22 protein-coding genes and 1 tRNA gene are annotated in these 21319 nt (G+C 64.1%); 11 read left to right on the top strand and 12 right to left on the bottom strand.

Annotated features, from left to right (window positions below; genetic code table 11):
* Nucleotides 1-2 precede the first annotated feature (2 nt).
* Together BJ994_RS04005 and mca are read right to left on the bottom strand one after the other, a co-directional pair.
* A complete protein-coding gene (locus BJ994_RS04005; RefSeq protein WP_342450274.1) occupies nt 3-347 on the bottom strand; it encodes a hypothetical protein in 345 nt (114 codons plus the stop codon).
* A gap of 63 nt (nt 348-410) precedes the next feature.
* Nucleotides 411-1346, bottom strand: a complete 936-nt coding sequence (gene mca, locus BJ994_RS04000; RefSeq protein ID WP_167991711.1) for a mycothiol conjugate amidase Mca — start codon at nt 1344-1346, stop codon at nt 411-413.
* A gap of 83 nt (nt 1347-1429) precedes the next feature.
* On the opposite strand from mca, the gene BJ994_RS03995 reads away from it, so the two are divergent.
* A complete protein-coding gene (locus BJ994_RS03995) occupies nt 1430-1870 on the top strand; it encodes a DUF4307 domain-containing protein (RefSeq protein WP_167991709.1) in 441 nt (146 codons plus the stop codon).
* Nucleotides 1871-2087: 217 nt separating this feature from the next.
* Nucleotides 2088-2579 (top strand): transcription elongation factor GreA, encoded by a 492-nt coding sequence (gene greA, locus BJ994_RS03990; protein ID WP_167991706.1) that lies wholly within the window; start codon nt 2088-2090, stop codon nt 2577-2579.
* Here greA and BJ994_RS03985 read toward each other — a convergent pair.
* The 3 genes from BJ994_RS03985 to BJ994_RS03975 are packed head-to-tail and all read right to left on the bottom strand — an operon-like array spanning nt 2576 to nt 5656.
* Nucleotides 2576-3187 (bottom strand): rhomboid family intramembrane serine protease, encoded by a 612-nt coding sequence (locus BJ994_RS03985; protein WP_209066592.1) that lies wholly within the window; start codon nt 3185-3187, stop codon nt 2576-2578. The genes greA and BJ994_RS03985 overlap by 4 nt on opposite strands.
* Entirely contained in the window at nt 3171-4367 is a 1197-nt protein-coding gene (gene ilvA / locus BJ994_RS03980; RefSeq protein ID WP_245192395.1) for a threonine ammonia-lyase, read from the bottom strand. Before ilvA ends, BJ994_RS03985 begins: the two co-directional genes overlap by 17 nt.
* A gap of 56 nt (nt 4368-4423) precedes the next feature.
* Nucleotides 4424-5656 (bottom strand): AI-2E family transporter, encoded by a 1233-nt coding sequence (locus BJ994_RS03975; RefSeq protein WP_167991700.1) that lies wholly within the window; start codon nt 5654-5656, stop codon nt 4424-4426.
* An 82-nt stretch (nt 5657-5738) separates the two neighbouring features.
* Here BJ994_RS03975 and BJ994_RS03970 point away from each other — a divergent pair, with 82 nt between their 5' ends.
* Genes BJ994_RS03970 through galK form a run of 3 tightly spaced genes read left to right on the top strand, consistent with a single transcriptional unit; the run spans nt 5739 to nt 8841 of the window.
* Entirely contained in the window at nt 5739-6569 is an 831-nt protein-coding gene (locus BJ994_RS03970) for a DeoR/GlpR family DNA-binding transcription regulator (protein WP_245192245.1), read from the top strand.
* The gene (galT, locus tag BJ994_RS03965) at nt 6566-7702 is read left to right on the top strand and encodes a galactose-1-phosphate uridylyltransferase (RefSeq protein ID WP_167991695.1); all 1137 of its coding nucleotides are present in this window, start codon (nt 6566-6568) and stop codon (nt 7700-7702) included. The genes BJ994_RS03970 and galT overlap by 4 nt, the downstream gene beginning before the upstream one ends.
* Entirely contained in the window at nt 7699-8841 is a 1143-nt protein-coding gene (galK, locus tag BJ994_RS03960; protein ID WP_167991693.1) for a galactokinase, read from the top strand. The genes galT and galK overlap by 4 nt, the downstream gene beginning before the upstream one ends.
* A 159-nt stretch (nt 8842-9000) precedes the next feature.
* Here the strand turns inward: galK and BJ994_RS03955 are convergent, their stop codons facing one another.
* Entirely contained in the window at nt 9001-9882 is an 882-nt protein-coding gene (locus tag BJ994_RS03955; RefSeq protein ID WP_167995835.1) for a Bax inhibitor-1/YccA family protein, read from the bottom strand.
* A gap of 187 nt (nt 9883-10069) precedes the next feature.
* Here BJ994_RS03955 and BJ994_RS03950 point away from each other — a divergent pair, with 187 nt between their 5' ends.
* The 5 genes from BJ994_RS03950 to BJ994_RS03930 all read left to right on the top strand — a co-directional run bounded on the left by BJ994_RS03950 (nt 10070) and on the right by BJ994_RS03930 (nt 14692).
* Nucleotides 10070-10366 carry a GroES family chaperonin gene (locus BJ994_RS03950; RefSeq protein WP_342450273.1) on the top strand — a complete coding sequence of 99 codons (297 nt, stop codon included), beginning with the start codon at nt 10070-10072 and terminating at the stop codon, nt 10364-10366.
* A 259-nt stretch (nt 10367-10625) separates the two neighbouring features.
* A complete protein-coding gene (locus tag BJ994_RS03945; protein ID WP_167995834.1) occupies nt 10626-11882 on the top strand; it encodes a branched-chain amino acid ABC transporter permease in 1257 nt (418 codons plus the stop codon).
* Between the two features lie 10 nt (nt 11883-11892).
* Nucleotides 11893-12876, top strand: a complete 984-nt coding sequence (locus BJ994_RS03940; protein WP_167991688.1) for a branched-chain amino acid ABC transporter permease — start codon at nt 11893-11895, stop codon at nt 12874-12876.
* A gap of 68 nt (nt 12877-12944) precedes the next feature.
* On the top strand, nt 12945-13919 hold the full coding sequence (locus BJ994_RS03935) for an ABC transporter ATP-binding protein (protein WP_209067381.1): 975 nt from the start codon (nt 12945-12947) through the stop codon (nt 13917-13919).
* Nucleotides 13916-14692 (top strand): ABC transporter ATP-binding protein, encoded by a 777-nt coding sequence (locus BJ994_RS03930; protein WP_167991683.1) that lies wholly within the window; start codon nt 13916-13918, stop codon nt 14690-14692. The genes BJ994_RS03935 and BJ994_RS03930 overlap by 4 nt, the downstream gene beginning before the upstream one ends.
* 83 nt (nt 14693-14775) lie before the next feature.
* On the opposite strand, the gene BJ994_RS03925 is transcribed toward BJ994_RS03930, so the two are convergent.
* Complete coding sequence (locus tag BJ994_RS03925; protein WP_167991681.1) at nt 14776-16158, bottom strand: ABC transporter substrate-binding protein; 1383 nt, start codon at nt 16156-16158, stop codon at nt 14776-14778.
* A 233-nt stretch (nt 16159-16391) separates the two neighbouring features.
* Between BJ994_RS03925 and BJ994_RS03920 the strand changes: the two genes are divergently transcribed.
* Nucleotides 16392-16464 (top strand) — tRNA-Leu (locus BJ994_RS03920).
* A 17-nt stretch (nt 16465-16481) separates the two neighbouring features.
* Here BJ994_RS03920 and BJ994_RS03915 read toward each other — a convergent pair.
* The 5 genes from BJ994_RS03915 to BJ994_RS03895 all read right to left on the bottom strand — a co-directional run bounded on the left by BJ994_RS03915 (nt 16482) and on the right by BJ994_RS03895 (nt 21318).
* Complete coding sequence (locus tag BJ994_RS03915) at nt 16482-16883, bottom strand: CHY zinc finger protein (protein ID WP_342450272.1); 402 nt, start codon at nt 16881-16883, stop codon at nt 16482-16484.
* Nucleotides 16793-17305, bottom strand: coding sequence for a GNAT family N-acetyltransferase (locus BJ994_RS03910; protein WP_167991678.1), 513 nt, complete (start codon nt 17303-17305; stop codon nt 16793-16795). The genes BJ994_RS03915 and BJ994_RS03910 overlap by 91 nt, the downstream gene beginning before the upstream one ends.
* A 77-nt stretch (nt 17306-17382) precedes the next feature.
* Nucleotides 17383-18831 carry an NAD(P)/FAD-dependent oxidoreductase gene (locus BJ994_RS03905; RefSeq protein ID WP_167991675.1) on the bottom strand — a complete coding sequence of 483 codons (1449 nt, stop codon included), beginning with the start codon at nt 18829-18831 and terminating at the stop codon, nt 17383-17385.
* 40 nt (nt 18832-18871) lie between these two features.
* Nucleotides 18872-20365 (bottom strand): S8 family serine peptidase, encoded by a 1494-nt coding sequence (locus BJ994_RS03900; protein WP_342450271.1) that lies wholly within the window; start codon nt 20363-20365, stop codon nt 18872-18874.
* Complete coding sequence (locus tag BJ994_RS03895; protein WP_167991674.1) at nt 20362-21318, bottom strand: Ppx/GppA phosphatase family protein; 957 nt, start codon at nt 21316-21318, stop codon at nt 20362-20364. Before BJ994_RS03895 ends, BJ994_RS03900 begins: the two co-directional genes overlap by 4 nt.
* Nucleotide 21319 lies beyond the last annotated feature (1 nt).

Here is a 21319-nt window from a genome sequence, read left to right as displayed (position 1 = left end):
GGTCACGGAGCGTCGGGGCCGTATTTGCCGCCGGGCGCGTGACGCTGCGGCTTGCCGTCGGGGTCCTCCGGATGAGAAACCGGCAGCCCGGCCTCCGCGGCAGGACCGTCCGCTGGCCGCTCGCGCTGCGCCTGCGCCTCCTCCTCGGCCATGGCCTTGTAGCGCACCCGGCGGATCCGCTTCACCATGTCGCGGATCAGGAAGATGACGGCCACCACCAGGAAGAGCGTTGCAAGGAAACCCAACAGGCCGGGTGTTACCTGGGCCGGGTCCAGGCCCGGCCGCAATGATCCTTCCTCACCCGGCGTGGGGGTTACGGTTGCGGCCAGGTTGAGCAGGGAGAACACTCCAGGGCACCACTTTCGACAGGTTCGCGGCGGTAAGGGGCAGAAGCGGGAAAGGCCGCAGGACTATTCTATGCCCGCGAAGAAGTCGGTTTCGGGGAGGTCCTGGGGCACACGGGAATGGATCAGCGAGTAATCCTCCCAGGGCCAGACCTTCCGCTGCAGGTCGGCCGAAACAGCGAAAAAGAAGCCGCCGGGCTCCACCTGGGTGCGGTGGGCAAGGAGTGCGCGCTCCCTGTGTTCGAAGAAGTCGCCGCAGTCGATCTGCGTGGTTGTGGCATGGGTGGGACGGGCAGGCTGGTGGCCCTCGGCGTCGGCTTCCAGCCACGCCGCAATGCGCTCCGCATAGGGCGACTGAAGACCCGCCTCCTCCAGCGCGAAATGGAGGGCACGGAACCGCTCCGGGTTGAATGCCCGGTCATAGTAGAGCTTCGACGGCGACCACGGTTCGCCAAGGCCCTCATAGCGGGAAGGGTCGCCCGAGGCCTCATACGCTTCGACAGCTACCTTGTGCGCCATGATGTGATCCGGGTGCGGGTAGCCACCGTTCTCGTCATAGCTCAGGATGACGTGCGGCCGGAACTCGCGGACCAGCTTCACCAGCGGTGCAGCGGCGCGCTCAATCGGCTGGAGGGCAAAGCACCCGAAGGGCAGCGGCGGCAACGGATCACCTTCCGGCAATCCCGAATCGGCGAAACCGAGCCACCGCTGTTCAACGCCAAGCGCGTTGGCTGCCGCTGCCATCTCCAGCCTTCGCAGCCCGGCGAGGTCCCGGCTGGCGTGGGGATCTCCGGCCAGCTGGGAATTGAGGATGTCGCCTCGCTCACCGCCGGTGCACGTGGCAACCAGAACCTGGACTCCGGCTGCCGCGTAGCTGGCCATCGTTGCGGCGCCCTTGCTCGATTCATCATCCGGATGAGCATGCACCGCCAGCAGGCGGAAGCCTGGGTTGCGGGCTGAGCCGGACGCCGAAGTGTCGGAAGGGTATTGGGGGGTGGGCACTGAAATGCTCCTGAGTCTGCACTGGCTGACCAGGTTCAAACGCCCGGTCAGAGGTTGAAGGCTGAGGCGGTAAAATCGAGGTGATGAGCACCGACCACGCGCCAGTACCAAGAGTAGCCAATCGCTACGGTGCTCCCAAGCCTGCGCGGCTGCGGCCTGGATCACGCCGGTGGCTGCTCTGGGTGGTTCTGGGCATCGCCGTCGTCGGTACCGCCCTTTTCAGTCTGTCCGTCGGCACACCCGCCGTGTCCTCGAAGGACGTCGGGTTCAAGATCGATGGATCCGGCGTTGCACGGGTGGACTTCGAAGTCACCAAGGACCCGGAAGCCACCGCACAGTGCGCGGTGCAGGTGCTCAACGAGTCCTACGCCATTGTGGGCTGGAAAATTGTGGACATACCTATGGTCGGGCCCGGGCAGGGCTTCAACGACGGGCGGACCACCTCGCACAGCGTCGATATACGCACCGAGTCCGACGGCGTGAGCGGCGGCGTTAATGCCTGCTGGATTGTGCAGGATTCCTGACACAGGCTCGTTCAACCGCGCCATTGTTGGGTTATCGAAGCGTGCTGACTATAATGGACTGATACGTTCCGCCCCGCCCTAGTCGGTGGCCCTCCAGGAAGAGGCCCCTACGCAGGCGGGGTCTTTGCTTGTAGATGCCTCGCACAGTGTGCGTACAACCGCAGGCAAAGTTTCCAGCCGAACCCGCCATGGGCTTCGACGTACCTAAGGAGATACCGTGTCCACCAACAGCGCATCCGTCGCATGGCTCACGCAGGAGTCCTACGACCGCCTCAAGGCTGAGCTGGAACACCTGTCCGGTCCAGGCCGTACCGAAATCGTCGCCCGCATCGAGCAGGCCCGTTCCGAGGGCGATCTGAAGGAGAACGGCGGCTACCATGCGGCCAAGGAAGAGCAGGGTAAGGCCGAGGCCCGCATCCGCCAGCTCACCGAACTGCTGAACAACGCCCACGTCGGCGAAGCACCGGCAGACAACGGCATTGTGGAGCCGGGAATGCTGGTAGACGCGAAGATCGCCGGGGACAAGGAGACGTTCCTCCTTGGCAGCCGCGAGGTGGCCGGGGACACGGACATCAACGTCTACAGCGAGAGGTCCCCGCTTGGCGCGGCGATCCAGGGCCACAAGGCCGGAGACAAGGTCACCTACACGGCACCCAACGGCAAGGACATCACGGTGGAGATCCTCTCCGCCAAGCCTTACGCGGGCTAGGGATTGACGGCGTTACGGCGGCTTGCTCCAGACGGGGCAGGCCGCCGTTTCAGTATCAGCGCGGCCAGCACGCCTCCCAGCGCGCCGAAGAGGTGCGCCTGCCATGAGATGTTCGAGCCGAACTGCGGCAGGATGCCCCACAGAAGCGAGCCATATACCAGGAAGAGGACGACGGCGAGCAGGACCTGCTTGAAGTCCCTGTTGTAGAACCCCCGCACCAGGAGATAGGCAAACAGGCCGAACACCACGCCTGATGCCCCGATGGTCAGCCCTCCGCCGAAGACCCACACCCCGAGTCCCGAGGCCAGCCAGCTCGCTCCAAGAGCAATGGCGAACCGCTTGGCACCCTCGAGGAAGGCAAGGAATCCCAGGACCACCAGCGGCAGCGTGTTGCTGAAAAGATGCCCAAAATCCGCGTGCAGCAGCGGTGCGAAGAGCACGCCGTCCAGGCCGTCCAGTTCACGGGGCTCAATACCCAGTGCACGGATCAGGAAGAAACCCGTCAGGACGTTGACCAGCTGCACCGCCCACAGCAGACCGGCGAGGACGGCGACGGTCACCAGGCCGCTGCGTGCCCGTTTCGCCAGCACGTCAGCCCTGGATGACAACGGGCTGGAAGCCTTCCGCCCGAAGATTGTTCAGAACCAGTTCGCAGTGCTCCTCGCCCTTGGTCTCCATATTGATGGTGATCGCCACGTCACCCATGCTGATCGAGCCACCCACCCGGGTGTGATCCACGCCCGTCACGTTGGCGTCCGATTCCGCGATGATCCTCGAAATGGTCGCGAGCGAACCCGGGCGGTCATCGAGCAGCATCCGCACCACCATGAATCGCCCCGCGGCGGCAAGGCCGCGCTGGATCACTTTCAGCATCAGCATCGGATCGATATTTCCACCCGACAGTACGACGGCGGTGTTCCCGGGGTTTGCCCCGTTCTCAGTCAACTTGCCGTCCAGGAGCGCCGCGACACCCACCGCTCCTGCGGGTTCAACCACCATCTTGGAGCGTTCAAGCAGGAAGATCAGCGCACGGGCGAGGGAATCCTCGCTGACTGTGACGACGTCGTCGACCAGTTCCTTGATGATCGAAAAGGGAAGCTGCCCTGGCCGGCCCACGGCGATGCCGTCCGCGATCGTGGAAACCTTCTTCAGCGGCACCAGCGCATCCGCCGCCAGTGAAGGCGGATAGGCTGCCGCGTTCTCAGCCTGCACGCCGATGATCCGGATCTCCCGGCCAAGCTCCCGGGCGCGCGCCTTCACAGCTACGGCGACCCCGGCCAGCAGCCCTCCGCCGCCAACACCCATGAGGATGGTGTCCACGTCAGGTACCTGCTCGAGGATCTCCAGGCCGATGGTGCCCTGGCCCGCTACAACGTCCACGTTGTCGAACGGATGGACAAACACCGCTCCGGTCTCGTCCGCGTAGCGCTGGGCTTCCGTCAGCGCCTCATCGACGTTATGGCCGTGCAGCACAACCTCGGCACCATGGCCGCGGGTTGCCGCGAGCTTCGGCAGGGCGACTCCCAGCGGCATGTAGATCCGGGCTCTGATGCCCAGTCTGCTCGCCGCAACCGCGACACCCTGTGCGTGGTTTCCGGCCGACGCCGCGACAACCCCGTGGGCCCGCTCTTCGGCGGTAAGCCGTGCCATCCGGACGTAGGCGCCACGCACCTTGAAGGATCCGGCACGCTGCAGGTTCTCGCACTTGAGGGAGACCTTCGAACCGGTCCGCCGTCCCAGGGCACGGGAATCCTCGATGGGCGTGTACGCAATGACCCCTTCGAGCATCTTCTGCGCCTCGAGGACGTCCTCGAGGGTTACTGCCAGCTGGGCGAGGTCGGTTCTCACGTTGAGGCTTCTTTCGTGGAGGTGTCTGGTTCGGTGAGTTCACCCGTCGTCGGCGCGGGCGCCGTCCCCGGTTCTGGATGACGGGGCGCCGGAGCGCCAAGTGCGGGATCGGTTTCCCAGGAACGCGCGGCGATGTAGCGGACCACCGTGTTAAGAATGGCAAGAACCGGAACTGAGAACAGCGCCCCGGGTATCCCGGCAAGCAGCGAGCCGCCCGCAACCGCCAGGACAACGGCCAGCGGGTGCAAGGATACCGCCCTGCCCATGACGAACGGCTGAAGGATATGCCCCTCGACCTGCTGGACCAGCAGCACGATGGCGAGCATCACCAGCGCATTCACCCAGCCGTTGGCAACCAGCGCCAGAAGGACGGCGACCATGCCCGTGAACAGCGCTCCGATAATCGGTATGAAGGATCCAAGGAATACCAGGACAGTCAGCGGAAGGACCAGCGGAACACCGATGATTGCGGCTCCGAGGCCGATACCGACGGCGTCGATGAAGGCCACCAGAATCTGGACCCGCACATAGTTGGCCATGGAGGTCCAGCCACGTTGCCCGGCCCCTGCCACGGCCGCCCGGGCGCGCCGGGGTGCCAGGCCGGCGGTGAAGCGCCAGATGCGCTCACCGTCGAGCAGGAAGAAGATCAGCGCGAACACTGTGAGCAGCAGGCCCGCGAGGAAGTAACCCGCGCTGCTACCGAAGGAGAGCGCACCGCTGACGATCATGCCGCTGTTGTTCTCTACGGCGGTGGCTGCCTCGTCAATAAAGTTGTCGATCTGCGCGGAAGTCAGGTGCAGCGGACCGTCCGAAAGCCAGTCCTGGATCTGCTGAATGCCTGCCAGAGCCTCATCCCAGAGGTCCGCGAACCCCACGGCAAGCTGTTGGCCGACGAGGGACAGCGTTCCGCCAACCACCAGGAGGAAACTGATGACCGTGGCCGCAACGGCAACCCCGTTCGGGAACCGGTGGCGGCGGAGAAAGGTGACCAGCGGGGTGAGCAGGCTGGAGAGCAGGCCCGCAACCATCAGCGGGATGACCAGAAGGGAGATGTGGCTCAGAAGCCAGATGAGCACACCGGAGACCACGATGACCAGGCCCACCCGCCACGACCAGGCCGCGCTCACCCGCAGTGCGTAAGGCACGTCTTCGCCGGCCGACCGCCCCGCGGGCGCGGCAAAGGCATTCTGGAAGGCCTGGTGCGTTTTCCGCCGCGATGGACGCGTCATGAATCAATCTTTTCACAACCGCGCCGGATGCAGTTGCCGTGACGCACAGCATATGTTTGAATTTGTTAGAAATAGTTTTATTTTGTTTCAACCCATCGATCGACCCCTGGAGATACCCGTGCTCGCTGCTGACCGCCACGCCGCGATTCTGGACACCCTGCGTGTGCAGCGCACCGTGCGGGTGAGCGAACTCGCCGCAGGCCTGGGCGTTTCCGAGATGACTATCCGGCGGGACATCGACAGCCTCGATGCGGCGGGAACTCTGCGGAAGGTCCACGGCGGCGCCGTATCCCGCGCAACGCTGAGCACGCTGGAACCCGGCTTCGGCGTCAATGCCGACCAACGCACGGAGGCGAAGGAAGCCATCGCCTCGGCGGCCGCTGAGCTCGTGGAGCCGGGCATGACCATAGCGCTGACCGGCGGCACCACCACCTACCGTCTGGTCGAACACCTCACAGGGCCGCTGACCATCATCACCAACTCCCTTCCTGCTGCCGAAAAGCTGCACCGGAGTGCAGCTTCGGGCATCACTGTGCTGCTCACGGGTGGGGAACGCTCACCTTCAGAGGCACTCGTCGGCCCCATCGCCACCTCCACCGTGCGGTCCTTCAACGTGGATCTGTGTTTCATGGGTTCCCACGGTGTCGATGCGGACGCCGGGATCACCACGCCAAACCTGGCCGAAGCGGACACCAACCGCGCCTTCGCCGAACAGTGCGGCCGGCTGGTCATCCTCGCCGATTCCACCAAGTTCGGTACGGTCAGCCTCGCCCGGGTGGCCGGTCTCGCCGCGGTGCACTGCATCGTCACAGACCAGCCGCCCAGTGACTCCCGCTATGCCGCACAGACCACCGTCATCACGCCTGATTCCTACGCCAGCCCCTCCACACAATTACCCCAGGACGCCCCATGACCCACATGACACCTACGTGTCTGTCCGACGGCCGCGAGCTGATTTACTTCGATGCCTCCCCGGAAGCGTCCGCAGCGCATCGTGACGTCTCCGCCGTGGCTGACCGTCGCGGCCTTCCGCCGCGCGGCGGGACGGGCGACGTGCGGTATGACCCCCTCACCGGTGAGTGGACTGCGGTAGCCGCGCATCGCCAGACGCGCACCCACCTGCCGCCGGCCGATCAATGTCCCCTGTGTCCGTCGTCGTCGGTCAATCTGTCGGAAATTCCTGCCGAAGACTACGAAGTGGTCGTGTTCGAGAACCGCTTCTCATCGTTCGGTCCCGATCTCGGTACCCTTCCCGGCCCCGAGGCCGGCAGCACCGGCTGGGGTACGACGACGCCGGCCTACGGTCGGTGCGAAGTAGTTGCCTTCGATTCATCCCACGAGGGCTCCTTCGGATCGCTGCCGCCTGAGCGAGCACGCACTGTCATCGACGCGTGGGCGCAGCGGACCGAAGCGCTCTCAGCGTTGGAGGGAATCCGGCAGGTCTTCCCGTTCGAGAACCGCGGCGCGGACATCGGAGTTACCCTCCTGCACCCGCACGGGCAGATCTATGCGTACCCCTTCGTTCCCCCGCGGGCTGCGGTGATGGGACAGGCCGCCCGCCGCTATTTCGACGCCGTCGACGGCCGAGGGACACTCATGGGTTCAGTGCTGAAAGCAGAGCGGGACTCCGGCGAACGCATGGTCCTCGAAGGAGAACACTTCAGCGCCTACGTCCCGTTCGCTGCCCGCTGGCCGCTGGAAGTCCATCTCGTACCTCACCGCCATGTGCCGGACCTCGCAGCGTTGACGGGCGGGGAACGGGATGAACTCACAACCCTCTACCTGGACCTGCTGGCCCGCGTCGACGGGATTTACAGCACCCCCACTCCGTACATCTCAGCCTGGCATCAGGCCCCGCTGGTGCCTGAACTTCGGGAATCCGGCTATCTCCACCTGCAGCTCACCTCGCCCCGCCGGGCCGAGGACAAGCTGAAGTTCCTGGCCGGCTCCGAGGCCGCGATGGGCGCTTTCATCAATGACACCACCCCCGAGAAGGTCGCAGCCACCCTGCGCGCCGTAACCCCTGCAGGGAAGGAAGCACAGTGACACTTACGCAGCAGTTCGAGGATCGCTTCGGGCATCCTCCGGCCGGGGTCTGGGCAGCGCCCGGAAGGGTCAATGTGATCGGCGAGCACACCGACTACAACGAGGGCTTTGTGCTGCCGTTCGCGATTGACCGGTCCACACAGGTTGCAGCCTCGATGCGGAATGACACGACCGTTCGGGTCAGCTCCACGTTCTCCCGCAAGAGCGAACTGGTGATCAGCGAGCTTGACGAGTTGACGGCCGGCGGCGTTGAGGGTTGGGCAGCATACCCGGTCGGTGTCCTCTGGGCGCTGCGGCAGGCCGGTCATGAGATTCGGGGCATGGACCTGCTGATCGATTCCCAGGTGCCCGTTGGCGCGGGGCTCTCCTCCTCGGCCGCAATCGAGTGTGCCGTCGCTGTTGCCGCCAACGAACTTCACGGTCTGGGGCTCAGCGGATCAGAGCTGGCGCTGATCGGCCAACGCGCTGAAAACGAGATGGTCGGCGCACCGACCGGCGTCATGGACCAGTCAGCGTCACTGCTGGGGAAGCACGGGCACGCCGTGTTCCTGGACTGCCGTTCGCAGCATGCCGAGCTGGTTCCCTTCCCGCTGCAGGAAGAGGGACTGGCCCTACTGGTGATAGATACGCGCGTGAGCCACTCGCACGCAACAGGCGGCTACGCGGCGCGGCGACGCTCGTGCGAGGTGGGCGCCGACGTCATGGGGGTAGCTGCGCTACGCGACCTCAGCGAAGGCGACCTTGCAGAGGCTTCGGGCCTGCTCGATGAGGAGACGTTCCGCCGCGTTCGCCACATCGTCACCGAGAACGCCCGGGTACAGGCAACGGTGGAACTCCTTCGTTCAGAAGGACCACGCGCGATCGGCCCACTGCTAGATGCGAGCCACGTCTCCATGCGCGATGACTTCGAGATTTCCTGCGCGGAGCTCGACCTCGCTGTCGACTCCTCCCGGGGGGCTGGAGCGCTGGGAGCCCGGATGACGGGCGGCGGCTTCGGCGGCTCTGCGATAGCGCTGACCCAGGTGGAGGACATCGATCGGGTGCGCGCCGCCGTCATGGAAGCGTTCGCCGGAGCGGGCTTTACCGAGCCCTTGGTCTTCGCGGTCTCCCCCGCGGACGGCGCCGGCCGCGTCCCCTGACGTCAGCATTGGGAAGTTTTGTGCAGCTCTGGTGGGCTCACCCCCGGCGAAGTCACCAGAGCTGCCCAAAAGTTCCGGGTAGTAGGCAAAAGGAAGGCCCCCGGCGTTCTGAACTGGTCAGTCCGCCGGGGGCCGCTTCGTGTAATGGGACGAGCGCTGTTACTCGCTGCTACCGCGAACGATGGCGATGAGGCGCAGGATTTCGACATACAGCCACACGAGCGTGACCGTCAGGCCGAAGGCCGCGGTCCACGAGTACTTGCGCGGAGCACCGTTCTTCACGCCCTCGCTGATCATGGTGAAGTCGATGACCAGGGAGAACGCTGCCAGGCCGATAGCCAACAGCCCGATCACAAGGCCCCACGGGATGCCGTTCTCGAATCCGAACATTCCCTCGGTGCCCGGGATGCCTGCTCCTCGAACTCCGAACATGCTCTCAGTAGCGCCGAAGAGGACCAGGCCAAGGTTCACGAGGCTGAAAGCCGCGTAGCCGATCATCATGATCATGAAAATCTTCATTGCCTTCGGAGTGGCGCGTACCTTGCCGCTCTTGAAAAGCAACAACGTAACCGCGAACACGGTGAGGGTTCCGACAATCGCCTGCAGTGCGATATTCGGGAACATGTTCTCGAGGAACATGGTCAGCCCGCCGAGGAACAAGCCCTCAAGGAAGCCGTAGGCGAGAATCAGTGCTGGAACGGGCTCACGCTTGAACGCATTGACCAGTCCGAGAACAAATCCACCGATCAGGCCGATTACCATCAGTGGGAGCGCCAGGCCCGGCAGCAGGAACGCTGGGACAGCTGCACCGATGAGCACCATGCCGATTGTGGCGATGGTCTTGACGATCACGTCGTCGAAAGTCATCCGCCCCGTTTCGGCAGGACCTGCCGAGGGCTGGTTGTAGAGGTTCTCCAGCTGCTGCTGGTTCATTGCCGACTGACCGGCCAATGCTGTTGAACCGTGCGCTGCCGGATTGTTGCCGCGGGCAGCGGTACGGAAGTTCTTACCGTTGAAAACCGGGTTACCGCCGAGTGCCATTGTGATGTAGTCCTCCATCTGGGGGCTGAGATGTTTCAACCCTACCAATATCAACGGTTTCGGGCGCCTTTTGTTCCTCACCTGTGGAGGACGGGCTCGCAAGGCCAAACGGTAGACTAACCGGGTACGGAAAACCCCAATCCCTTCGACAACGAGAGCCTCCATGCCCGACGCCCTGCCACTGAAAATGCTTCACGACCGACTCCTGGTGGTCCTGGACAAGGACGGCAGCGAGCGGCGATCGTCGTCGGGCATCGTGATTCCAGCGACAGCGGTGATGGGAAAGCGCCTCGCCTGGGCCGATGTCGCCGCGGCTGGCCCGAGCGTCCGCCAGGTCTCGCGGGGCGACCGCATCCTGTTCGATCCCGAAGACAAATCCGAGGTCGATGTCGGCGGCACCGACTACATCCTCCTGCGCGAACGCGATGTTCATGCCGTCGCGCAGCCGGAGCACGACGACGCCGGCACCGGGCTCTATCTTTAGGCGAACGTCCGCCCGGGTTTCCCAACCTGCACAGTTGTTATCCAATCGCTATCTGGATGCCCCGGTTTGGCGATTTGCGGTAACCCCGCACGGGTAACATGTTCTCCACACTGAGTGACTTCGATCACAGGCTTTAGGGCCGTCGTACCTCGACGGACAAGCCACCATCGTGGAGGTTCATAACTTGATAACCAAGCCGACGACGGCATGGCGCAGGAGACTCATCTTCCTGACAGCCGGCCTCCTGGCCGCTTTGTTCATGAGCGCACCTGCGGCCGGGGCGTTCCCCCATCCATCGGGAAGCAGTCCAGGCACCCCAGCCTCCATCAAGGCGGGTGAGTTCGAGAACCGGATCAGCGGCGTACTTCGGAACGCTGAAGGCCCGCTGGAAGGCGTTCAAATAACCGCTACCGGTGAAGGCTTCGAAGGCGAAGCCACCTCGGACGAGAGCGGACGCTGGGTCATCGAGGTCCCCGAACAGGGCGCCTATGAGGTGGAGCTCGATGAGTCCACCCTCCCCGATGGTGCACAGCTGGCCGAAGGCCAGGAGAATCCCCGCACAGTCACGTTCTCCGGCACCACAAACATCACCACGCTGTTCCTCTTCGGTGAGGGAATCGTGCTGGAGACCACCAGCTTCTGGAGCGTGCTGGCCGACCGTGCGGTCGCGGGGCTGAGCTTCGGGCTACTTCTCGCGCTGAGCGCCGTCGGCCTCTCACTGATTTTCGGCACAACGGGACTCACGAACTTCGCACACGGCGAGATGGTGACCATGGGTGCGGTTCTGGCGTTCGCCTTCGCTGCGCTGGGACTCCCGGCGATCATCGCGATCATCCTCGCCGTGATCGGCGGCGGCGCATTCGGCTACGTGCAGGATGCGGGGCTCTGGAAGCCGCTGCGGCGCAAGGGCACGGGCCTTGTGCCGATGATGATCGTCAGCATCGGCCTGGCGCTGGCACTGCGCTACATCATTCAGTTCAACTTCGGCGGACAGACCCAGCAGCTCCCAGGCGCGCAGGGAAACATCCTGGACTTCGGTCCGGTGTCCATCTCGCAGAACAACCTGAACTCGCTGATCACCAGTCTGGTGGTGATCCTGCTGATCGCCTTCCTGCTGCTGCGCACCCGCGTCGGCAAGGCCACCCGTGCGGTCGCGGACAACCCGGCCCTCGCGGCCGCCTCTGGTATCGACGTGGACCGCGTCATCCGCCTGGTCTGGGTAGTGGGCGGGGCACTGGCCGCACTCGGTGGGATCCTGTGGGCTTACTACCGTCCGGGCGTGACCTTCAACATGGGCCAGCAGATCCTGTTGCTGATCTTCGCGGGCGTGGTCCTCGGTGGGCTCGGTACCGTCTTTGGTGCACTGCTCGGCTCAATCATCGTTGGGCTCTTCGTGGAGATTTCGACCATCTGGCTTGAGGCCGACCTCAAGTACGTCGGCGCTCTGCTCGTCATGATTCTTGTTCTTCTCTTCCGGCCCCAGGGAATCCTGGGCCGCCGTGAGCGCGTAGGTTAGGGGCACCAGCATGGATTTCGCTAACATCTTCTCCCTCGCTTTCGGCGAGATGATCAGCCCGACGACGGCGGCATACGCCCTCGCCGCGCTTGGCCTGGCCGTTCACTTCGGTTACACCGGACTGCTCAACTTCGGCCAGGCAGGGTTCATGGCCATGGGCGCGTACGGTTACGCCATCTCGACCCTCACGTTCAACGCTCCACTGCCTGTGGCAGTGTTGGTGGCGTTGCTCGCTTCGGTGATTTTCGCCGTCGTACTCGGTATTCCAACGCTGCGGCTACGCGCTGATTATCTTGCGATCGTGACGATCGCGGCCGCTGAAATTGTGCGGTATATCGTTACGACGAACGGACTCACCAACGTCACGGGTTCGGCGAACGGTCTTGCGGGCGGTTTCGAGAACGGGTTCTTCGCACTCAATCCCTTCCCGGACGGGAACTACAACATCGGCCCGGTCGGTATGAACGAGGACGGCTTCTTCATCCGGGTTGTCGGCTGGACGATCGTGGCGCTGGCGTGCGTGGCCGTCTGGCTGCTCATGCGCAGCCCCTGGGGACGTGTGCTGAAGGGCATCCGCGAGGACGAGAACGCCGTCCGCTCACTTGGGAAGAACGTGTACGCCTACAAGATGCAGGCCCTGATCCTGGGCGGCCTCATGGGCACTGTCGCGGGGATGATCTTCACGCTCCCCCGCGGTGCCGTGCAGCCCGCGAACTATTCGACCGAACTGACGTTCTTCCTGTACACGGTCCTGCTGCTAGGCGGCATGGCCACGGTGCTTGGCCCGGTCCTCGGCGCCATGATCTTCTGGGTGGTTCTCTCGCTGACCCAGAGCCTCCTGTTCGGCGCCATTGAGATCGGCGCCATCACATTCCTCACCAACGTCCAGGCCGGACAGCTCCGCTACATCCTCGTGGGTGTGGCGCTCATGCTGCTCATGATCTTCAGGCCGCAGGGCGTGCTCGGAAACAAGAAGGAGTTGGCGTTCGCATGACTGAACACGCTTCCAGGGAACAACTTCCGCAGGAACGAGCCGAAGCCTCGCCCGAGGCGGTAGACCATATGACCGATTCACGGCCCATCGCGGCCGAGACGCCCGGCCCCGGATGCCGCAAGCGGGACCCAATCGTCACCGCGAAGAACGTGACCCGCAGCTTCGGCGGCATCAACGCCGTCGACGTCGAGTACCTCGAAATTCCGCGTAACAAGATCACGGCGCTCATCGGACCGAACGGCGCGGGCAAGACCACGCTCTTCAATCTCCTCACCGGGTTCGACACACCCCAGAGCGGCGAATGGCAGTTCGACGGACACTCACTCGAAGGCGTGGCACCCTACAAGGTGGCGCGACTCGGCATGGTGCGCACGTTCCAGCTGACCAAGGTGATGGGCAAGCTCACCGTCATGGAGAACATGCGGCTGGGCGCCAAGGACCAGCCTGGTGAGAGCCTCCTGCGGGCACTGTTCAAGGGCTTGTGGGGCGGCAGGGAGAAGGAGATCACCGCGCAGGCGGAGGTCCTGCTCAAGAAGTTCAAGTTGGACACAAAAACCGATGACTACGCTGCGTCGCTCTCGGGCGGCCAGCGCAAGCTGCTCGAAATGGCGCGTGCGCTGATGGTCCGCCCGCGGCTGGTCATGCTCGACGAGCCGATGGCTGGGGTGAACCCTGCGCTCACGCAGTCGCTCCTTGACCACATCAAGAACCTGAAGGCAGAGGGCATGACGGTCCTTTTCGTGGAGCACGACATGCACATGGTCCGCCATGTTGCCGACTGGGTGGTTGTCATGGCGGAAGGCCGCGTGGTGGCTGAGGGAACTCCCGGCGTCGTCATGAAGGATCCGGCTGTGATCGATGCCTATCTGGGTGCCCACCACGACGTTGACCTGGGCGACTCCCACGGTGTCGAGATGCTCGAGGTTGAACTGTCGCATGATGAGGAGTCTGTGATCGGAACCGACAACGCGGGCCTCCTTGACCATCACCACACCAAGATCACTGAAGCGGGACACCGCGGCACAGAGGAGAAGCGGCCATGAGCGAAGCACCGGAAACCCCTGGCGGGGCCGGTTCAGCGGAACCGGCGGGAAAGTCAGTTGTAAAAGTTACGGACCTCGTGGCCGGATACCTTCCCGGTGTGAACATCCTCAATGGCTGCTCGATCGAGGCGCGATCGGGAGAATTGATCGGCATCATCGGGCCTAACGGCGCAGGCAAGTCCACGCTGCTCAAGGCCATGTTCGGGCTGGTGAAAGTACATTCCGGCACCGTGGTGGTTCGGGATCAGGACATCACCGGGCTGAAGGCCAACAAACTGGTCAGCCGTGGCGTGGGGTTCGTCCCGCAGAACAACAACGTCTTTGCCACCCTCACCATCGAGGAAAACCTCGAGATGGGGATGTACCAGCGGTCCAAGGACTTCAAGAAGCGGTTCGAATTCGTCACTGACCTGTTCCCCGAACTCGGGAAGCGGCGTGCACAACGCGCGGGATCCTTGTCCGGCGGCGAGCGCCAGATGGTTGCCATGGGCCGTGCGCTCATGATGGAACCGGCCGTGCTGCTGCTGGACGAACCCTCCGCCGGGCTCTCACCGGTCAAGCAGGACGAAACCTTCCTGCGTGTGCACGAGATCAACCGTGCCGGTGTCTCGGTCATCATGGTGGAGCAGAACGCCCGGCGGTGCCTGCAGATCTGCGACCGCGCCTACGTCCTCGACCAGGGCAAGGACGCCTACACGGGCACCGGGCGTGAACTCATGAAGGATCCGAAGGTCATCCAGCTGTACCTCGGAACCCTCGCAGACACTGCGTAGAGCGGCTTGCACCAAAGAAGCCCTTCCCCTGGCTGGGGAAGGGCTTCTTTGTCTGTGCGAGTGAATAGCTACTGCGTGCTGTCCTACAGCTGTCCGGACTCGGAACGGTAGGGCTGCGGTACGTTGTTCTCGTCGAACTCGTAGATGCCGATGAAGGCTTCTGTCGGGTCACCGTTCTCATCGAAGGTGATGGGACCGGAAATACCCTGGTAGTCGATATCTTCACCGTTGCGCTGGAGTGTAATGCAGCCTGCGAAGTCGAAGCACTCCGTGCCTTCCTTCGACACAGCCTCAAGCTCCGCTGCGATGTCCGCTCCCTCGATGCTTCCCGCAGCATCTGCTGCCAGAGCGATGAGGTTCACGGCGTCATAGCTTTCACCTGCGTAGTTCCACACATCCAGGTTGGGATCGATCTCGGCGAGGGCGGCCTTGAACTCGTCACCGGCGAAGGAACCGGGCTGGGTGCCCTGCGCGCCTTCCATGGTGCCTGGCTCAAGGTCTTCGCTGTAGTCTGCGGTGTTGCCGTCCACGAAGAACATTGCGTTCGGATCCACGCCTGCGCCCGTCATCAGCGGGATGATGCTATTGGCCTGGTCGAAGCTGATGACCACGTAGGCATCAGGAGCGGCCGCAACAAGTGAGTCCACCTGGCTGCTGAACTGCGAATCGCCCTCGTTGAACATCTCCTCGGCCACGATCTGCCCGCCGGCGCTCTCAACCGCGTCGGTGATGCTGGCTGCGAGGCCGGTACCGTAGGCGTCATTCAGGACGATCATGCCGACGGTCTGGGCGCCACACGCCATGATGTAGTTGCCGAGCACACGGCCCTGCAGAACATCGGAGGGAGCTGTGCGCCAGTAGAGACCGTTGTCGTCAGCGGTGGTGAAGTCAGGTGACGTGTTCGCCGGGGACATCTGGATGACACCCGCGCCGGTGATCTGCTGGATCACCGTCTGCGAAACGCCGGAGGACGCCGCACCGATGATCGCGCTGACATCCTGTGACAGCAGGTCAGTCACGGACTGGGTGGCGATGTCCGTGGTGGTGTCACCGGAATCCCGGTGAATGATCTCGATGTCCTGGCCAAGCACGCCGCCGGCCTCGTTGATTTCCTGTACTGCGAGGTTCACACCCGCGATTTCCGGCGGGCCGAGGAACGCGAGGGCTCCTGTGGTGGGCAGGATGGACCCGAGGACCAGCGGAGCATCAGAGGTGGTTTCAGCCTCGGGAACGGCGCTTGGATCGCCCTTCTCGCCGGGAGGGGGCGCTTCGCCGCCCTGACTCTCGGGGCAGGTCAGCCCCGTTGCTGCCGGTGCCGAAGACTCTCCGCCTTCTTCTTCGGGGGTGGGGTTTCCACCGCAGGCAGACGCGAAGAGAGCAACGCCCAAGCTGAGGGCGGCAATCTTCGCAGCGCGCGGAGCACTTCCCCCGATGCTGAACCGCGCGGAGTTACGTGTTGCTGTCATGGAATTTATCTCCTCGATCGAAAGGCATGATGAGCCTTTGATGCGATCACCAGGTGTTCCTGGTATGTGAAAAAGCTAATGCAAAAACTCGCCCAAGATAAGAGAATCTGATTACATCCTTGTAACGCTCATCACAGCCGTTTTGGATTGCGCTTCACACCGCGCTGGAGCGCATGGTGGCGTAACGGGGTCGCGTATCCTTGATGGGACGCATGAGCAGGTCATGCCGTTCCGCCCCAGTAGCCCAATGGCAGAGGCAGGAGACTTAAAATCTTCACAGTGTGGGTTCGAGTCCCACCTGGGGCACCGCTACGCACAACTGGCTAAACCTCGAAGTAGAGGTGCTTGTGCAACCTGCACCGCGGATTGAACGGCGCGCTGCACGAGGGACATCCGTCCACCTCGAAGTACCGTTCAATGCTCAGCGTCTCCCGGCACACTCCGCACAGGATCGCCTCCGTGTTCCACGCCGTCTGAGGCCACACCGCCGCCTCGTGCCCGGCGCCTTCTTCGTGGCACAGGTGGCAGGGGTAGAACTCACCGCAGCATTTGAAGCTGATCGCGACGACGTCGAGCTCCGTGCGGTAGTGAACGCACCTTGTCTGGCCGTCGACGGTGCTGCCGAGAACCCTTGTCAGAGGCCGTCGAAGGGCTCGGCATAGCGGAACGGACCCGTGGGAATCGGCGATTCTCCCAGCGCCCGGATCATGAAGTCCTCGCCCCACGCCGGCTCCGGCGGAAGCACACCGCGGACATCGGCCCGGACAAAACCGAACCGTCCGTAGAAGCTGGGACTTCCGAGCAGCACGAGCGAGACCTCCCCCAAGCCCGCGGCCCTCTCAATGGAGCCGTCGACCAGCAGCCGCCCCACTCCCCTGCCCTGCTGCGACGGAAGCACCCCGATGGGCCCGAGCCCGAGAGATGAAACCTCCCCGATCCGCGCACGTGTGGTGATGACATACCCGCACACGACGCCGTCGTCGTCCTCTGCAACAAGCGAAAGCTCAGGCAAATAAGCCGGGCACTCCCACAACTGCTCCAGGAGTGCTGCCTCGATGGGCCGCGCCTTCCCAGGCGACCCGAACGCCGCCTCGATGACGGACAATGCAGCCGGCCGGTCGGCGAGGGTTTCAGCGCGAATGATCACGATCGAGAACTATAGCCGGTTAAACGACGACGGCGGCACCCTGGGTGGGTGCCGCCGTCGTGTGCTGCCTATGAAAGCTAAGCCTTGGCTTTCGCCTTTGGCTTGGCCTTCTCCGTGTCCTCGGTGCGGTCCTTGTCCAGCGAGGGTGTTTCCTGCTTTTTCGGCGGAGGCGTTGCCGCCTCGTGGAACGCGCGGCGCGGGGTCTGCAGGTCCATCAGCTGGGTGGTGTCGCGTCCGAACACGAAGCCAAGGATCCAGTTGGTAACCACGCGGAACTTTCGCTCGAACATCGGCATGGCCATTCCGTGATAGCCGCGGTGGGCCAGCCAGGCGGGAAGCCCGCGCAAACCGAAGCCCATGATGTTGGCTACGCCCTTGTACTGGCCGAAGCCCGCAACCGCGCCCAGGTTCTTGTGCTTGTACTCGCGGACCCGGCCCACACCGTAGCGCTCGGCGTAGATGTTGTCTGCGAGGAGCTTCGCCTGACGGACTGCGTGCTGCGCGTTGGGCACGCAGAAACCGCCCACACCGCCGCCCGAAAGATCAGGAACAGCCGAGACGTCACCGGCAGTCCACGCGCCGTCCAGCGGACCGTCGTCACCGGTGATGCGCAGCTCGGGATTAGCGCGGACCCTCCCGCGCTCGTCGATCGGGAAGTCAGTGTTGCGGACAAACGGATTGGCCTGCACGCCGGCGGTCCACACGAGGGTGTCGGTCTCGAACTCATCGGCGGGCGTCTTGTCCGGCATGTTGATCAGCTTGAGCTTGCCGTCCTTCGCACTGGCCAACGAGGTATTGAGCTTCACCTGTACGCCGCGCGAGCGCAGGTGCTCAACAACCCACTTGGCCTGGTCCTCGGTGACCTCGGGCATGATCCGGTCCAGGGCCTCGACGAGGACAAAGCGGATGTCGGAGCGCCCCAGCCTGTGGTTCTTCTTCACGGCAGCCCGCGCAAGGTCCTCCATCTCGGCCAGGGCCTCGATCCCCGCGAATCCACCGCCAACGACGACGAAGGTCAGCGCCCGGTCACGCTCCGGTCCCGGTTCCATCAGCGAACCGGTTTCAATGCGTTCCAGGAGCTGGTTACGCAGCGCCACAGCTTCCTCGATGGTCTTCAGGCCGATGCCTTCATCAGCCAGCCCCTCGATCGGGAAGGTGCGCGTGATCGCCCCGGCCGAGATCACGACGTCGCGGTAGGTCAGTTCAAAGGGCTCGCTGCCGTCCGATGGTTCCACCACAGCGGTGCGGGACCCGTGATTGACGCGGGTGACCTTTCCGGTGATCAGCTCAGTGTCGGTGAGGTGCATGCGGTGCGAGACGACGGCGTGGCGCGCCTCGATGTTTCCGCCGGCGACCTCCGGCAGGAACGGCTGGTAGGTCATGTAGGGCAAAGGATCCACGAGGGTCACAATGCCGCCGTGGGCCTTCACCTTCTTCTGCAGCTTGTGCGCTACGTACAAACCAACGTAGCCGCCGCCGACAACAAGGATCCGGGGACGATCAGAAAACTTGGGGGTTTGAGCCATGGAACCAGCCTACCGGACTTTGTGAAAATCTTCACTAGCGTTACCGGGAGGCCGATGGGCCGTCCTGCGAGACGCCTTCTGCCGCGAATTTCTCCGCGTCCGGCGCCCCCGCGGAAGCTTCCGGTTCCCCTCCCGACGCGGTTCCCCTATAGACCCTGACAACCTGGTAGGTGCCGCCCAAAAGGATCAGGAGGATCACGCCACCGAAGCCGAAAACGATCAACGCGGGCAGTGAGGTGGACGACGCCGCTCGTTCCTCGGCAACGGGAACGGTTGGCTCAGGAATGTCCGGCAGGGGCTCGGCCGGGGCTGGTGGCGCCGGGGATGGCGGTGGCGGCGCCTCACCCCGCCGATAGGTCTCGATGAACTGCGCCATGCTCACCACGCCGCCGGCACCCAGCAGCGGTTCGGCAGGCACGTCGAGGTCCGCGTTCACCGCAGCTGCGGCATCGAGGATGCCGTGCCCGTAGATGGTGTCTTTCCCAGGCACTCCGGCATCCTTCGCCGTCATGATGATCCGGTTGATGACCTGCGGGGCAGTCAGGTCCGGATACTTCGAACGAATCAGGGCGGCCACACCGGACACCAGCGGAGCGGCCCCGGAAGTTCCGGACCACTTGGCCGCGTAAAGCCCTCCCGGCAGTGCACCGACCAGGTTCTCCGCCGGGGCTGCGATCCCGATGCTGATGCCTTCCGAGGAGGATTCGCGGCTTGCCTTGCCATCGGCGTCGAGCCCGCCTACCGCAAGGACACCCGGCATGGTCGCGGGAGCGCCAACCTGCACCGAACCGCCGGCGCGGTTGCCCGCCGCGGCGACGATTACGACGTCGTTCTGTTCCGCATAAAGGAATGCTTCGTCCCAGCTTTCGGGCCAGGTGGGAGACGTACTGCCCAGGGACATGTTGATCACGGAGGCCCCGTTATCCACGGCCCAGCGCACGGCGTTGGGAATCTGGTCATCGATGCTGATCCCTGCCGGGTTGGGGCCGCTGGACTCACCGCCGATCCAGAGCGAGACGGCAAGCAGGTCCGCTTCGGGCGCAACCCCGATCACGCCGTCGGGCCCGCGGCCCACCGGGTCCTCCTCCGGTTCGGCGGACGGTGAAGCAGATGCAGAGGGTGACGCGGACGGTGACGGGGAAGCATCGGGTTCCTCCTCGGGAACGTGTCCGCGCCCGGCGAGGAGGCTGGCGACCAGCGTGCCGTGCTCGGGCACTTCCCCGAGGCCCTCCTGCCCGTTGGGTGCTCCGGCGCCGGAAACATCCGTCCCGCCGACCACCACGCCTTCAAGGTCGGGATGACTGCCGTCCACGCCGCTGTCGATGACTGCAACCGTGACACCCTTCCCCCGTGTGCTTTCCCAGGCCTCCTTGATGCCGTAGTCCTCGAGCCAGTACTCGCGTTCGCGGAGCTCGGCCCCGTGCGCGTGCGCGGCATCGACCGGAGCAACTACGGTTGCGCTGAAACCCAGGAAGATCGCGACGACGGCGGCCAGGGGCCGCACACCGCGCACCTGGGCTGAAGAAGCGGTCACTTCTGCACCCGTTCCTGCGCAGCAGCGCTGAGGGCGATGCCGTCGAGGATGTCATGCTCGCTTGCCAGGGCGCCCTGCACCCGGCCATCGGTCGCCTCGGCGACCCTGCGGACAATCGTGCGCCAGATCAGGGCTCCGGCGCCAATGACGTCAACCCGGCCGGGGTGCATGTACGGCAGCGCGGCCCGCTGCGACCGGGACAGGTGCAGCAGGGACGTAGCGGCGTCGTGGACTTCGGCAACGCTGAGCATGGCGCCGTGGATGCGATCCGATGAATACTCGGGAAGTTTCAGTGCGTGTGCCGTGACGGTTGTAATGCTTCCCGCAACACCGATGATCCCCCGAACAGAAGCAAGGTCGACTGCTTCGTTCGCTTCGTCGATCATCCGGCCGACCTCGGCCTCGGCAGCTGCGATTTCCGTGTCCGTAGGCGGATCTGAGGGCAGGAATCGTTCTGTGAAGCGGACGCACCCCATGTCCATGCTGCGCGCAGCCGTGACCCGCCCGTGGGAACCCACGACAAACTCGGTGCTTCCGCCGCCCAGGTCCACAACGAGGATCGGCTCATCCGCTTCACTCTGCAGGACGCTCGAGGCGCCCGCGAAGGACAGCTCCGCCTCTTCACTGCCGCTGACCACCTCAGGCTCCACGCCAAGGCGGGTCCGGACGCCATCGATGAACTCATCCCGGTTACTCGCATCACGCGTGGCCGAGGTCGCCACGAACCGCACACGATCCACCGCATTCTCCGCGATCAGGCCTGCATACTCATCCACCGCTGCGAAGGTCCGTTCCAGCGCTTCGGGGGCGAGCATGCCCGTGGCATCCACTCCCTGGCCGAGCCTCACCACACGCATAAGGCGTACGACGTCGGCCAGCCGGCCGTCGTAGTCGATATCCGCTATTAACAGGCGGATGGAATTTGTTCCGCAATCTACCGCTGCAGTACGCATG

This window comes from Arthrobacter pigmenti, assembly GCF_011927905.1.
GTDB classification, from domain to species: domain Bacteria; phylum Actinomycetota; class Actinomycetes; order Actinomycetales; family Micrococcaceae; genus Arthrobacter_D; species Arthrobacter_D pigmenti.
This window is presented reverse-complemented; position numbering and strand designations above follow the sequence as displayed.